Source organism: Protofrankia symbiont of Coriaria myrtifolia (assembly GCF_900634755.1).
In the GTDB taxonomy this organism is placed as follows: domain Bacteria; phylum Actinomycetota; class Actinomycetes; order Frankiales; family Frankiaceae; genus Protofrankia; species Protofrankia coriariae.
The window spans coordinates 20387-34163 of sequence record NZ_CAAAFS010000206.1 but is presented as its reverse complement, the minus strand read 5'-3'; the positions used below and the strand labels follow the sequence as shown (position 1 = coordinate 34163).

The window sequence follows — 13777 nt, the reverse complement described above, 5'->3', positions numbered from 1 at the left end:
CTGGGCGGCTGGGAGGGCTGAACCAGTGGACCCCACCTGGGTGACAGGACGAACGCGATGGGCCGATCCGCTCCGGGCGGCCGGTGGCGGATCGCGTGATCGCGTCGTCATGAGTGGTTGTGTCAGTGGTGACGGTTGTGTGGGTGGAGGAAACGGTCCGGCTGTTGTCAGGTCGACGATTGTGACGTCGACGGTTGTGGTGTCGACACTTGCCATGTCGACGGTTGTTGGCGGTTGTCGTGCCGGCGGTCAGCGGTGAGCTGCTGTGAAAAACTCGTGGGAACAGGTTCCCCCTCCGCCGGCATGTGAACAACCCATGTCGGTCTGGCAAGGAACGGGTTGCCGATGGTCACAGCGGTACTGTGAGGGACAGCACCGGACGTACACGACGGGACGTACATGCTCGCTAGCAAGGCGCGACCGCAGATTCAACGGGTGCTCGATCCCCTGGGCGAGCGGTTGGCCCGGTCGTCGGTGTCGCCGGACGCGGTGACGATCGTCGGCACCATCGGTGTCAGCGGTGCCGCGCTGGGCTTCTTCACCCGCGGGGTCTTCTTCGTCGGCACCCTCGTGATCACGCTGTTCGTCTTCTCCGATCTGCTCGACGGCCTGATCGCCCGGGCCCGCGGGATCTCCTCGCCGTGGGGCGCGTTCCTGGACTCGGCCTCCGACCGGGTCGGGGACGGCGCCATCTTCAGCTCGCTGATCCTGTGGTACGCCGGTGACGGTGACTCGCTGCCACTGTGCGTGGCTGCCCTGATCAGCCTGGTGGCCGGTTCGATCACCTCCTACGTCAAGGCGCGGGCCGAAGGCCTCGGGCTGCGGTGTGACGTGGGGTTCGCCGAACGCGGCGAACGCCTGCTGATCGTCCTGGTCGCGGCCGGTCTCTACGGCCTGGGCGTGCCGTACCTGCTGCCGGCTGCGCTGTGGTTCCTTGCCGGCGCCACCGTCCTGACGGTGACACAGCGTGTCGTTCATGTGCGTCGGCAGTATCTGCGGGGGGCCGGGGCGGCCGGCGCCGCCGGTGCGTCCGCGGCTGCCGGTGCCCCACCGGCCGAACCGACCGCCGGTCCGCGGGCCCGCTGAGGCACGTACCGGGTGTCCCGCGCGCGAATGACCATGATTGGTTGGTGACGTGGTTGGGAGCCGAGCCCTGGGTGTCCCGCGCGCGGATGACCGACCTGGCGTACGCGGCGGGCTGGCGGGTGGTCCGCCTGCTGCCCGAGCGGGTGGCGGCCGCGGCGTTCACGGCGGCGGCCGACGTCGCCGTACGGCGGGACGGTCGTGGTGTGCGCCGGCTGCGCTCCAACCTCGCCCGTGTCACCCCGCCCGGCACCGATCTCGACCGGCTGACCCGGGCGGCCGTGCGGTCCTACGCGCGTTACTGGCTGGAGGTCTTCCGCCTCCAGGACATCTCCCGTGAGCGGATCATCGGGGGAATGCACATGCTGGACGAGCCACGTCTGCGCGACGCCCTCGCCAGCGGCCGCGGGACCGTTGTCGCGTTACCGCACATGGGCAACTGGGAGCATGCCGGCGCCTGGCTGGTCGCCACCGGCGAACCGTTCACGACCGTGGCTGAACGTCTCCAGCCGGCGTCGCTGTTCGACCGGTTCGTCCGGTTCCGTTCGGCGCTCGGCATGGAGGTCATCCCGCTGACCGGGGGCGAGCGTCCCCCCTTCGACCTGCTGGCCGGCCGTCTCGGCGGGGGCGGCACGATCTGCCTGCTGGCCGACCGCGACCTGTCCGAGGACGGCGTGCCGGTGGAGTTCTTCGGCGCGACGGCCACGATGCCGCCGGGGCCGGCCACCCTGGCGTTGCGGACCGGCGCGACCCTGCTGCCGGCCACGCTCTGGTTCGACCGGGACGGCTGGGGCGTGCGGATCCACCCGGCGGTGCCGCACACCGACGTGGCGCGGATGACCCAGGCACTGGCCGACGCCTTCGCCGAGGGCATCGCCGCCCGTCCCGCGGACTGGCACATGCTCCAGCGCATCTGGCGGAACGAGCCACCGGCCGTGCCACCGCAGACGCCGACGCGGACACCGGCACCGACGGAGACGGCGAGGCCGACGGAGACGCCGACAGCTACGGAGACGGAGCTACCACAGCCGCGGTCGGAGCCGGCGCCGCGGTCGGAGCCAGAGCCAGGGCCGAGAACATGAAGATCGGCCTTGCCTGCCCCTACACCTGGGACGTTCCCGGCGGAGTCCAGGTCCACGTGCGTGATCTCGCCGAGGCCCTGGTCGCCCTCGGGCACGAGGTATCGGTGATCACGCCGGTGGGCGACGACAGCGCGCTCCCGCCGTACGGGGTGGACGCCGGCCACGCCGTGCCGGTGCCCTACAACGGCTCGGTCGCCCGGCTGCTGATGGGGCCGGTGTCCGCGGCGCGGGTACGCCGGTGGCTGCGCGAGCACGACTTCGACGTCCTGCACGTGCACGAACCGACGGCGCCGAGTGTCAGCCTGCTCGCCTGCATGCTCGCCGACGGCCCGATCGTCGCCACGTTCCACACGTCCAACCCGCGCTCGAAGATCCTGACAGCCGCGCACGGGGCGCTGCAGCCGTCCATGGAGAAGGTCCGGGCCCGCATCGCGGTGTCCGAAGCGGCCCGTCGCACGCTCGTCGAACATCTCGGCGTGGACGCGATCCTCATCCCCAACGGCGTGTCGATACTCACCTTCGAACGGGCGGCCCCGTTGCCCGAACCGGTCTCGAACGGCTCCACGGTCGTCTTCCTCGGACGTATCGACGAGCCGCGCAAGGGCCTGGACGTGCTGCTCGCGGCCCTGCCGGCGCTGGTGGAACGCCGTCCCGAGGCCAGGCTGCTGGTCGCCGGCCCCGGCGACGGGGAGGCGGTGCTCGAGCGGGTCGAGCCGGGTCTGCGCGACCGCGTCCACCTGCTCGGGCTCGTCTCCGACGCGGACAAGCCCCGGGTGTTCCACTCGGGGGAGGTCTACTGCGCGCCCAACACGGGGCAGGAGAGCTTCGGCATCGTCCTGCTGGAGGCGATGGCCGCGGGCGTGCCGGTGGTGGCCAGCGACATCGACGCCTTCCGCCGGGTCCTGGACGACGGTCAGGCCGGCCGGCTGTTCCCGGTCGCCGACGCGACCGCCCTCGCCCACACCCTCGCCGATCTGCTGGCCGATCCCGCACGGCGCGGGCGGCTGGCCGAGCGGGGCCGGGCGGTGGTGGCCGCCTACGACTGGACGGTGATCGCGAAACGGATCGTCGGGGTGTACGAGATGGTCGCCGGGGACAGGCCGGTGTCACTGGCAGCGAACAGCGTCTGACGGGCCAGTGTCTGACGGGCCAGCGTCCGAGGGCCAACATCGGCCGCGGCCGGCGGTCCGCCATCCGGTGTGAGGAGATTCATGCCAGCTGGCGCGCTCCCACCCCACGTTCACTACGCTGCGCGAGGTGACCCTCGTCGTTGTTACGGTCGTGATCGTGGTGGCGATCGCCACCTATCTGACCTGGCTGGCCAGCCGGCTGGACCGCCTGGCGGTCCGGGTGGACGACGCCCGGACAGGACTGATCAGCCAGCTGGCGCTGCGTGTGGAGGTGGCCGGGGAGCTGGCCCGGCGGTGCGAGCTGACGGAGCTGGGCGAGGCGGTGGAGCGGGCCCGGGCCGCGCAGGTGGGGCCCGCGGGGGGCGGCCCGCTGGACAGCGACACCGAGGCGGCGGAGAACAGCCTCAGCCGGGCCCTGCGCTCGCCGGGGGTCACGGCGACGGCGGACCGGGCGCCGGACACCCTGCACGCGGTGGATGTTGCCGCCGCCCGGGTCGCGCTCGCCCGTCAACTACACAACGACGCCGTACGCGACGTGCGGGCACTGCGGGCCAGACGGATCGTGCGGGTACTGCGACTGTCCGGGCGCAGGCCGCTGCCCACCTACTTCGAGATCGACGACGCGCTTCCGATGCGTGGTGACACCGGGGGCAGGAACGATCATGCCGGCGCCGACGGCCGTGACGGGGACGGCAGGCGCGGCAGTACCACGCGTGACGGCCCTGCGCGCGACGGCATCGCGCGCGACAGCGGCAGGCGTGACGGCAGTACGTATGGTAGAGATATGTCCAGGTTTGCACCGTAAACTCTTCTGTATTGTCGATCGTAATCGCCATCCCGTCCGGTAGGTGCTTCCGGTCGTAGGATGGGATGTCTTCCGTCCGGGCTGACTGTCGCGTGTCCGACGTGCTCCGCTCGTGGAAGCCGCGGTTTGTCGGTGTCCGGCCCAGCTGGGATGTTCGCCGTGGACCGAATTCCTGCACCGGTCCCGTCTGTGTACAGAGAGGCATGCCATGTCCGAGGGTCTGACCGCTGCCGAGCCCGCTTCGCGGGGCCACGGACCGGACCACGGATCCGTGCCCACGGCCACGCTGCCCGGCGCGGCCGGCGCAGGAGACGGCGCCCACGTGGGCACGGCCCGGGTCAAGCGGGGCATGGCGGAGATGCTCAAGGGCGGTGTGATCATGGACGTGGTCACGGCCGAGCAGGCCCGGATCGCCGAGGAGGCCGGCGCCGTCGCCGTGATGGCCCTGGAGCGGGTTCCCGCCGATATCCGTGCCCAGGGCGGAGTCTCCCGGATGAGCGACCCGGAGATGATCGAGTCGATCATCGAGGCGGTGTCGATCCCGGTGATGGCCAAGGCGCGCATCGGCCACTTCGTCGAGGCCCAGGTGCTCCAGGAGCTGGGGGTCGACTACGTCGACGAGTCCGAGGTCCTCACCCCGGCCGACCCGCACCACCACATCGACAAGTGGCGGTTCACCGTCCCGTTCGTGTGCGGCGCGACCAACCTGGGGGAGGCGCTGCGCCGGATCGGCGAGGGCGCGGCCATGATCCGTTCGAAGGGCGAGGCGGGCACCGGCGAGGTGTCCAACGCGGTCGTGCACATGCGCACGATCCGGGCGGAGATCGCGCGGCTGTCCGCGCTGCCCGGCGACGAGCTCTTCGCCGCGGCCAAGGAACTGCGCGCCCCCTACGAACTGGTCGCCGAGGTCGCGCGGCTCGGTGCGCTGCCGGTCGTGCTGTTCACCGCCGGTGGTATCGCGACGCCCGCGGACGCCGCCCTGATGATGCAGCTGGGGGCGGACGGCGTGTTCGTCGGCTCGGGCATCTTCAAGTCCGGCGACCCGGCACGGCGCGCCCGGGCGATCGTCGAGGCCACCACCATGTACGCCCACCCCGACGTCATCGCGAAGGTCTCCCGCGGCCTCGGCGAGGCGATGGTCGGCATCAACGTCAGCGATCTTGCGCCCGCGGACCGCTTCGCCGACCGCGGATGGTGAGCGGCCCCTGGACGCCTCCGGCACAGGCGAGGACCGGCGCGGCGCGGCTGGGCGTGCTGGCTCTGCAGGGTGACGTCCGCGAGCATTCCCGGGCGCTGGCCGCGCTCGGCGTCCAGGTTGTCGAGGTGCGCCGGCCGTCCGATCTGGGCGCCCTCGACGGGCTGGTGCTGCCCGGCGGCGAGTCCACCACGATCGGTCGGCTGCTGCGGGTGTTCGAGCTGCTGGAGCCGCTGCGGGACGCGATCGCGGCCGGGCTGCCGGTGTTCGGGTCGTGCGCGGGCATGATCCTGCTGGCCAGGGACGTCCTGGACGGCAGGCCCGGCCAGCCACTGCTGGGCGGGCTGGACGTGGTTGTGCGGCGCAACGCGTTCGGCCGCCAGGTCGATTCGTTCGAGGCGGAGATCGACATCACCGGTGTTGCCGGCGGCCCGGTCCGGGCGGTCTTCATCCGGGCACCCTGGGTGGAGAAGATCGGGGACGAGGTCGAGGTGCTCGGTAGGGTTAGTGACAGGATTGTCGCGGTCCGTCAGGCGGGCGTACTGGCGACCGCGTTCCATCCGGAGCTCACCGGCGACGGGCGGATACACGAGCTGTTCGTCGGCATGGTGGAGGATGTGCGAGGCATGCGGGCCGTACGGGGCACACAGGGTGTGCAGGGCGTACGGGGCATATCGGCCAGGGCGTATCTATGCAGGGCACAGGTGGCAGACGGGAGCGGGGACAGGTGAGGGGCACGGCATGAGCGGTCACTCCAAGTGGGCGACCACCAAGCACAAGAAGGCCGTCATCGACGCGCGCCGCGGCAAGCTGTTCGCGAAGCTGATCAAGACGGTCGAGGTGGCGGCCAAGACCGGTGGCGGGGACCCTGCCGGGAACCCGACGCTCGCGGACGCCATTGCCAAGGCGAAGTCGCAGTCGGTACCGAACGACAACATCGACCGCGCCGTGAAGCGGGGGTCGGGCGAGCTCGCCGGCGGGGCCAGCTACGAGGAGATCACCTACGAGGCGTACGCGCCGAACGGGGTGGCCGTGCTGGTCGAGTGCCTGACCGACAACCGCAACCGGGCCGCCTCGGATGTCCGGGTGGCCATCACCCGCAACGGCGGCAGCGTCGCCGATCCGGGGTCGGTGTCCTACCTGTTCAACCGCAAGGGCGTCGTCCTCGTCACGAAGACCCCCGAGCTCGGTGAGGACGACGTCCTGACCGCGGTGCTCGACGTCGGCGCGGAGGAGGTCAACGACCTCGGCGACGCGTTCGAGGTCGTCTCGGAGGCCACGGACCTCAACGCGGTGCGCGTCGCGGCCACCGACGCGGGGCTCACGGTGGCCTCGGCGGACCTGTCCTGGCTGCCCAGCGTCAGCGTGCCGCTGGACGAGGAGGCCGCTCGCAAGGTCCTCAAGCTCGTCGAGGCGCTCGAGGATCTCGACGACGTCCAGAACGTCTGGTTCAACGCCGACATCTCCGACGAGATCATGGAGCTGGTCTCGGCCTGACCGGCTCCTCGGCCTGACCGGCTCCTGACCGGCTCCCTGGCGCCGTCGGCGTTACCGTGACTTCTGGTGCCGCCGTACGGACCGGTGTTGTTCGCGTGGTGGGTATGTGCCCCGTTTCGAGGCGTGTGTCTCGTTCTGAGGCGTCCGTCGTTTCGGAGCGGGGGTCAACCCGGGGTGGGAGTCAGCCCGTGTTCCGGTCGCGGATGCACTCCTCGGCAAAGGACAGCGCCCGCAGGTGGTAGGAGCGGGCCGCCCACCCCAGGCTGATGTTGTGGCCCGCGCCGCGCTGCCAGACCAGTTCGAAGCGCGGCGCGGCGCTGAAAGCGGCCCGCAGTTCGGTCTCCGTCGCCTCGTCAAGGTGCCACCAGGACTCGTGGTCGGCAAGCGTCCAACGGACCGGCACCCGCACCCGCGGACCCAGCAGGGGCAGCTTCTGCGGCCACTTCGCGGCATCGGATGCCTCGCCGGCCGGCACGCCGGCTGTCGGTACCGTCCCCAGGACGAACGTGCCGGGCGGGTACAGGGACTCCGGCCCCCAGAACAGCTTGCGGGCCGCGAGGGCGTGCTCCCGGTGGATCTCGGCGACGCTGCTGTCAGCGGGGAGCCGTGGCGGCCACAGACCGTCACGGTACCGGGCTCCCACCCCGGAGACGTCGAGACCGAGCAGGCGCTCGCCGCGTTCGTCCGCGGCGAGCGACACCGACAGCATCGTGCCGAACGAGTGGCCGATCAGGAACAGGCCCGCCCCCACGGCGTGGGATGCCGTGAACGTCTCCAGCGCCCGCCAGGTGGCGGCGGTCTGCGCGGCCAGCGTCTGATGGGTGGCCTTCAGCCCCGCCGACGCGCCGTAGCCGGGCCGGTCCAGCGCCAGCACGCTGAACCCGAGGGCCGTGCCGAGGGTCAGCAGGGACAGGTCCGGATGCGCCCGGCCGTGGAAGTAGGACGCGCGCAGCCCCCACCGGGCAGGCCGACGATGACGGCCCGCGGCGGGCCGTCGGGCTCGGCCAGCAGCCCGGACAGCTCCACGTCACCGGCATCGAGGCGGACGTGGCGCGTCTGGTCCGACCGGCGCGCACGCGGCACCTGTCCGTCGCCGTGTTCGGCCGCCGGCCCGGCGGTCAGCCCGGTCGGCCCGGTCGGCTCGGTACCGGCGGCGGCATCGGAGCCCATTGTGGACCTCATTTCCCGCATTTCCGGTGCTTTTCGGTGGCATCTCCCGCTTGCCCGGCGGGGCACTGACGATCTTCGCGGGGCATTGCCGGTCATCTCACCATATGCTGATCTGTGCCCGGCCGACGGCCGCGGGTGGCGTTGCGGACAGCCAGTTGACGCTGGCCGCCGGCGGTAGGTGCCTGCCGGGCTGCTGCCCGACCGGCAGGGATGGTTGCCGGGCTGCTGCCCGGCCGGCAGGCGATGTTTGCCGGGCCGGCGCCCGGGTAGGCGTGTCGCTGCACTCGAACAGGCGTTCAGACGTGCCACAATCGTGGCGAACCGCCGGTGGCCGGCGGTCCCGGGTAATCCGGCGGTTGCGATGCCCGGCGGACGGTCGGGACGACAGTCGACGAGCTAGCTGGTCGTGGAGGGTGCCGGTGCTAGTGCTGGGGGTCGATCCGGGGCTTACCCGCTGCGGTCTCGGGGTTGTCGACGGCGGGCCGGGTCAGCAGACGTCGCTGGTCGAGGTCGGCGTGCTGCGTACGCCCGCCGCCGATGACGTCGCCGCCCGGCTGTGGGCGCTCGAACGCGGCGTCGGTGAGTGGCTGGACCGTCACCACCCCGACGCGGTCGCGGTCGAGCGGGTGTTCAGCCAGGCCAACGTCCGGACGGTCATGGGTACCGCGCAGGCCGGGGCGGTGGCGATCGTCAGCGCGGCCCGCCGTGGCCTGCCGGTCGCGCTGTACACCCCCAGTGAGGTGAAGGCCTCGGTCAGCGGAAGCGGCCGGGCGGACAAGACCCAGGTCACCTTCATGGTCAGCCGTCTGCTGGGGCTGTCCGACCCGCCACGTCCGGCCGATGCCGCCGACGCCCTGGCCCTTGCGCTGTGCCACCTGTCGCGGGGGCCGGCGCTCGCCCGGATGCGGGCGGCCAGGCAGGCTGCCGCGGCCGCCGGCAGGAGCCTCAGGTGATCGCGTCCGTGGCCGGGACGGTTGCCGCCCTGTCGCCCGATGCCGCCGTCGTCGAGGTGGGCGGGGTCGGGCTGCTCGTCCAGTGCGCCCCCGCGACCCTGGCCGGGCTGCGGGTCGGGCAGCAGGCACGGCTGGTCACCACGCTGGTCGTCCGGGAGACCGAGCTGACTCTCTACGGTTTCGCCGACGCCGACGAGCGCGACGTCTTCGAAACCCTGCAGAGCGCCTCCGGGGTCGGCCCCCGGCTCGCCCAGGCCGTGCTCGGTGTCCACAGTCCGGACAGCGTGCGCCGCGCGGTCGCGGCGGAGGATCTTGCGGCTCTGACGAAGGTGCCCGGCATCGGCCGCAAGGGCGCGCAGCGCATCGTCCTCGACCTCAGGGACAGGCTCGGCCCGCCCGTACCGGCGCCGGCCGCGGGGGATGACGGTGTGGGTGTGGGCGGGGCCGGCGGTGACGGTGCCGCGCCGGCCGCGGGCACGGGTGTCACCGCCGGCGAGCAGGTCCGCCTCGCGCTGCTCGGGCTCGGCTACACCGCGCGGGAGGCCGACGACGCGCTGGCCGCCGCGCTGGCCGATTCCCTGGCCATCACCGGGGCGGATGCCCTGGCCGCGGTCCCGGCCGGCAACGGCCACGGCAATGCCGGGCCGGGCAGCCGCGCGGGCCGTGCCGGCCCCGGTGACCCACGGGCCACCGCCACCGGCACCGGCCGGGCGGGCAGCGGCCGTGCCGAGACACCGGATCCCGTAGGCGTGCTGCTGCGTCGGGCGCTGGCCGCCCTGCGGCCTCGGTAAGGGCGGCTGGATGGACGTCGAGGGTCTGGTCTCGCCGGTGGCCGAACCGCAGGAGCGTGCCTTTGAGGCGGGCCTGCGGCCGGGGACGCTGGCGGAGTTCATCGGCCAGCAGAAGGTCCGCGAACAGCTTATGATCATGCTTGAGGGGGCGCGGGCCCGGGCGCGTCCGCCCGACCACGTCCTGCTGTCCGGGCCGCCGGGGCTCGGCAAGACCAGCCTGGCCATGATCATTGCTCGGGAGATGGCGGTCCCGCTGCGGATGACCAGCGGGCCGGCGGTCGAACGGGCGGGGGACCTCGTGGCGATCCTCACCGCGCTGGCCCCGGGCGAGGTGCTCTTCCTCGACGAGATCCACCGCATCGCGCGCCCGGCCGAGGAGCTGCTCTACGCCGCGATGGAGGACTTCCGGGTCGACGTCGTGCTGGGCAAGGGCCCCGGCGCCACCGCGATCCCGCTGGAGATCGCCCCGTTCACCCTCGTCGGCGCGACCACCCGCTCCGGTCTGCTCACCGGGCCGCTGCGCGACCGGTTCGGTTTCACCGCCCACATGGACTTCTACGACACCAACGAGCTGATCGATGTGCTGGTCCGCTCGGCGGCGCTGCTCGGTGTGCACATCACCGGCGACGGCGCGGCAGAGGTCGCCGGCAGGTCGCGCGGAACCCCCCGGATCGCCAACCGGCTGCTGCGACGGGTGCGTGACTACGCCGAGGTGCGGGCGGACGGAGTCGTCACTCATGAGGTCGCCCAGGCCGCCCTGCGCGTCTACGACGTGGACGCACTCGGCCTGGACAGGCTGGACCGGGCGGTGCTGGAGGCGCTGGTACGTCGCTTCAACGGCGGCCCGGTGGGTCTGGCGACCCTGGCGGTGGCGGTGGGGGAGGAGCCGGACACGGTCGAGGAGGTGGCCGAGCCGTTCCTGGTCCGGGCCGGTCTGCTCGCCCGGACCCCCCGGGGGCGCATCGCGACCCCGGCCGCCTTCACCCACCTCGGCCTCGACCCGGTCGAGGGCCTGCTGGGCCGTTCCCAGGTTCCGCTTCCCCTCATCGACAGCGACGACTGAGCCCCTGGCCGACGGCGGCTGAGAGCGGCGGCTGCCCGCCGGTTCTCCCGGCGCCGCGGCCCCTTCGCCGCTCTTCGTCGGCGTCGGCTGGGCGCGCTCCGGCGGGGCCTGGCGTCGGCAGCCTCGCGGCCGGTACGTACCATCGGCCGCACAACATGGGAGGACGTGGACGTGCAGGTGATCGTGGTCGCACAGGATGTGGCCCAGGGCGGCGGTGGTGGTGGGTTCGGCGGGTTGTTTCCCCTGATCCTGCTGCTGGCGCTCGTCGTTTTCTTTGTCGTCAGCCAGCGGCGTCGGCAGCGGACCCAGCAGCAGGTCCTGACCTCGCTCGTGCCGGGGGCGCTGGTCGTGACCACCGCGGGGCTGTACGCCACGGTGGTCGAGGTCGAGGGCAGTGACGTGCTGTTGGAGGTGGCACCGGATGTGGTCTGCCGCTTCACCCGTTCCGCGGTCGTGCGGGTCGTCTCCCCGGTGGGGGATGACGTGGCGCACCACGACGATCATGATATTGATCATGACGGTGGCCCTGACGGTGGCCACGACAGCGACGAGGAAGGCGGCCACCGGGACGAGGACGCCGGGGCGGCTGACGACCACGGCACGGGCCGGGGGCCCATCGACACGACCAAGAAGGTCGACACGACCGGCAGCGAGGAGGCAACCGGTGGCCAGCGGCGGCCGGACGCCAGCGGTTCCGAGGATCCCGGGGAAGGGACACCAGAGCGGTGAACGGCAGGCCGACCGGCACCGGCCCCCCACCGGAGCCGGTCGGCGTCCGCTTCGACGAACATGCGGATATCGGCGTTACAAATGTGGTATCGGAACGCCTCCGGCATGACAGTCGTTCCGATACCTTGGGTCGATACCTTGGGTGCGGTCGGCACCCGGCCGTGGGCGTGGTCGGCGCCGTCCCACCGTGACGGTAGGTCCACACTGTGACGATCAGTTTCAGTCCACGCCGGTTCCACCGGTCATGGCCGGATCGGCCATCCACCGGGCAGGTCCAGCAGGAAGTGGCATGAGCGCGACGGCGCGTGACGAAGGGATATCCGTTGGCACGAGGGTCAGGGCGACGGCGTAAGGCCTTGAGCCCCGCCTGGTCCCGGATCGGGCTCCTCTTCGGCATCGTGGTGTTGCTCTACGGCTCCATGGCGCTGACGTCCACGTGGACGCCGAAGCTGGGCCTGGACCTCCAGGGCGGGACGAGCGTGATCCTCACGCCCCGGTCGACCGAGCCCGGTAAGGGCGTCGACGGTGGCGCGGTCAACAAGGCCGTCGACATCATCCGGGAGCGGGTCAACGGGCTCGGGGTCGCCGAGGCCGAAGTCAAACGCAACAACACCCAGATCGAGATCTCGGTTCCCGGCCGCGGCCGCAACGATGTCGTCGAACTGGTCGGGCAGACCGCCGAGCTGCGCTTCCGAGAGGTCTACACCTCCGGGGCCGCCGTACCGGCCGCTCCGACCACCCCGCCGGCCGCTCCTGAGGCTCCGACGGCCACCCCGACGGTTCCGGTGCCCGGCGCCACGCCCAGGGCACCGGGCACCGTGTCCGCTCCGCCCGCCGCCACCGCTGCGTCCCCGTCCACCACCACCCGGCCGGACGTGGTCGGCTCCGGTCTGCTCGCCCAGGCCGCGCCGACGGCCCCGGCCGGCTCGGCCGCGCCAGCACCGGCCGCCTCGGCGTCACCGGCCCTCGGGACGCCCCCTGCCGCGGTACCCCCGGCGGCCTCTGGCCAGCCCGCGCAGCCCGCCGCCGACACGCCACCGGCCGACGTCGTCGCCCGGTTCGAAAGCCTGACCTGCGCCCCATCGGACGTGCGCAGCCAGGCAGCCGCCACCGACCGGCCGACGGACTGGGTGGCCGCCTGTGACCGTTCCGGCGCCGTCAAGTACCTGCTGATGCCCGCCACAGTGATCGGCACCGACGTGAAGTCGGCAACGGCCGGGCTCGCCAGCTCCGGCGGCGCCGCCTCGGTGAGCACCGGCGAGTGGGTCGTCAACGTCAGCTTCACCGGCACCGGGCAGGCGAAGTTCACCAGCCTGACCGAGAAGACACTCGGCAAGCAGGTGGCGATCGTGCTCGACGGGGTGGTGCAGTCCGCCCCGACCACCAACGACCGGATCGCCGGTGACGCGCAGATCTCGGGCTCGTTCACCCAGTCCAGCGCCCAGGATCTCGCCAACGTGCTGCGCTACGGCGCCCTGCCATTGGCCTTCGAGCAGTCCAGCGCCGAGTCGATCTCCCCGACCCTGGGGCAGGACTCGCTCAACGCCGGCCTGCTCGCCGGTGTCATCGGTCTCGCGCTGGTGACGCTCTACTCGTTCGTCTACTACCGGACGCTCGGAATAGTCGTGCTCAGCTCGCTGGCGGTGAGCGGGGTGCTGGTGTATGCCTCGGTCGTGCTCCTCGGCGAATGGATCGGGTTCACTCTCACCCTGGCCGGGATCGCCGGTCTGATCCTGTCCATCGGTGTCACCGCGGACTCCTTCGTCGTCTACTTCGAACGCATCAAGGACGAGGTCCGCGAGAACCGCACCGCGCGGGTGGCGACCGAACGGGCCTGGCCGTCGGCCCGACGGACCATGCTCTCCGCGGACACGGTCTCCTTCCTCGCCGCCGCGGTGCTCTACGTCCTGTCGGTCGGCTCCGTCCGGGGATTCGCCTTCACCCTCGGGCTGTCCACTCTGATAGACGTCCTGATCATGTTCATCTTCACCAGGCCGGTGGTCACCCTGCTCGTGCGCAGGCCGTTCTTTGCCACCAGCCGTTTCTCCGGTCTCACCGTCGCGGCGGTCCGTGGCCAGCCGGCCGCGGCCGGCCCCGCGCCGGCCCGCCTGGCCAAGCGGGAGCGGGCCCCGGCCACCCCCGCCCAGGCCGCCGCCGGCAGGGGAACGGCGAGGGCGGACGCCGCCGGTGGCCCCGAGCAGGGATCACGCGATCTTCGTTCGGCACGCGGTTCGCGGCCGTCACGGCCGGGCTCGTCCGGCACGGCGCAGGGGGAGTAG

Annotated in this window: 14 protein-coding genes; 12 read left to right on the top strand and 2 right to left on the bottom strand. The window is 72.1% G+C overall.

Going from position 1 to position 13777, the window contains the following annotated elements; translation table 11 throughout:
* Window positions 1-399: 399 nt before the first annotated feature.
* The 7 genes from pgsA (at window position 400) to CM1CMNOD_RS11630 (ending at window position 6792) form a co-directional block, all read left to right on the top strand.
* Window positions 400-1086: a phosphatidylinositol phosphate synthase gene (gene pgsA / locus CM1CMNOD_RS11660; protein WP_013873840.1), complete on the top strand. Its 687-nt coding sequence runs from the start codon at window positions 400-402 to the stop codon at window positions 1084-1086.
* Window positions 1087-1172: 86 nt separating this feature from the next.
* Entirely contained in the window at window positions 1173-2165 is a 993-nt protein-coding gene (locus CM1CMNOD_RS11655; RefSeq protein WP_083828482.1) for a phosphatidylinositol mannoside acyltransferase, read from the top strand.
* A complete protein-coding gene (locus CM1CMNOD_RS11650) occupies window positions 2162-3295 on the top strand; it encodes a glycosyltransferase family 4 protein (RefSeq protein WP_013873838.1) in 1134 nt (377 codons plus the stop codon). Before CM1CMNOD_RS11655 ends, CM1CMNOD_RS11650 begins: the two co-directional genes overlap by 4 nt.
* Window positions 3296-3422: 127 nt before the next feature.
* A complete protein-coding gene (locus tag CM1CMNOD_RS11645; RefSeq protein WP_013873837.1) occupies window positions 3423-4100 on the top strand; it encodes a hypothetical protein in 678 nt (225 codons plus the stop codon).
* A 208-nt stretch (window positions 4101-4308) separates the two neighbouring features.
* Window positions 4309-5298, top strand: coding sequence for a pyridoxal 5'-phosphate synthase lyase subunit PdxS (pdxS, locus tag CM1CMNOD_RS11640; RefSeq protein WP_013873836.1), 990 nt, complete (start codon window positions 4309-4311; stop codon window positions 5296-5298).
* On the top strand, window positions 5292-6026 hold the full coding sequence (gene pdxT, locus CM1CMNOD_RS11635) for a pyridoxal 5'-phosphate synthase glutaminase subunit PdxT (RefSeq protein WP_013873835.1): 735 nt from the start codon (window positions 5292-5294) through the stop codon (window positions 6024-6026). The genes pdxS and pdxT overlap by 7 nt, the downstream gene beginning before the upstream one ends.
* 10 nt (window positions 6027-6036) lie before the next feature.
* On the top strand, window positions 6037-6792 hold the full coding sequence (locus CM1CMNOD_RS11630) for a YebC/PmpR family DNA-binding transcriptional regulator (RefSeq protein ID WP_013873834.1): 756 nt from the start codon (window positions 6037-6039) through the stop codon (window positions 6790-6792).
* 181 nt (window positions 6793-6973) lie between these two features.
* On the opposite strand, the gene CM1CMNOD_RS11625 is transcribed toward CM1CMNOD_RS11630, so the two are convergent.
* Window positions 6974-7666, bottom strand: a complete 693-nt coding sequence (locus tag CM1CMNOD_RS11625) for an alpha/beta hydrolase (RefSeq protein WP_050803508.1) — start codon at window positions 7664-7666, stop codon at window positions 6974-6976.
* 26 nt (window positions 7667-7692) lie between these two features.
* Window positions 7693-7962: a hypothetical protein gene (locus CM1CMNOD_RS22445; protein WP_050803507.1), complete on the bottom strand. Its 270-nt coding sequence runs from the start codon at window positions 7960-7962 to the stop codon at window positions 7693-7695.
* A 419-nt stretch (window positions 7963-8381) separates the two neighbouring features.
* Between CM1CMNOD_RS22445 and ruvC the strand changes: the two genes are divergently transcribed.
* The 5 genes from ruvC to secD all read left to right on the top strand — a co-directional run bounded on the left by ruvC (window position 8382) and on the right by secD (window position 13777).
* On the top strand, window positions 8382-8915 hold the full coding sequence (gene ruvC / locus CM1CMNOD_RS11620; RefSeq protein ID WP_013873833.1) for a crossover junction endodeoxyribonuclease RuvC: 534 nt from the start codon (window positions 8382-8384) through the stop codon (window positions 8913-8915).
* Complete coding sequence (gene ruvA, locus CM1CMNOD_RS11615; RefSeq protein WP_013873832.1) at window positions 8912-9706, top strand: Holliday junction branch migration protein RuvA; 795 nt, start codon at window positions 8912-8914, stop codon at window positions 9704-9706. Before ruvC ends, ruvA begins: the two co-directional genes overlap by 4 nt.
* A 10-nt stretch (window positions 9707-9716) precedes the next feature.
* Window positions 9717-10769 carry a Holliday junction branch migration DNA helicase RuvB gene (gene ruvB, locus CM1CMNOD_RS11610; protein ID WP_013873831.1) on the top strand — a complete coding sequence of 351 codons (1053 nt, stop codon included), beginning with the start codon at window positions 9717-9719 and terminating at the stop codon, window positions 10767-10769.
* Window positions 10770-10934: 165 nt separating this feature from the next.
* On the top strand, window positions 10935-11498 hold the full coding sequence (yajC, locus tag CM1CMNOD_RS11605) for a preprotein translocase subunit YajC (protein ID WP_050803506.1): 564 nt from the start codon (window positions 10935-10937) through the stop codon (window positions 11496-11498).
* Between the two features lie 323 nt (window positions 11499-11821).
* A complete protein-coding gene (gene secD / locus CM1CMNOD_RS11600; RefSeq protein WP_431307085.1) occupies window positions 11822-13777 on the top strand; it encodes a protein translocase subunit SecD in 1956 nt (651 codons plus the stop codon).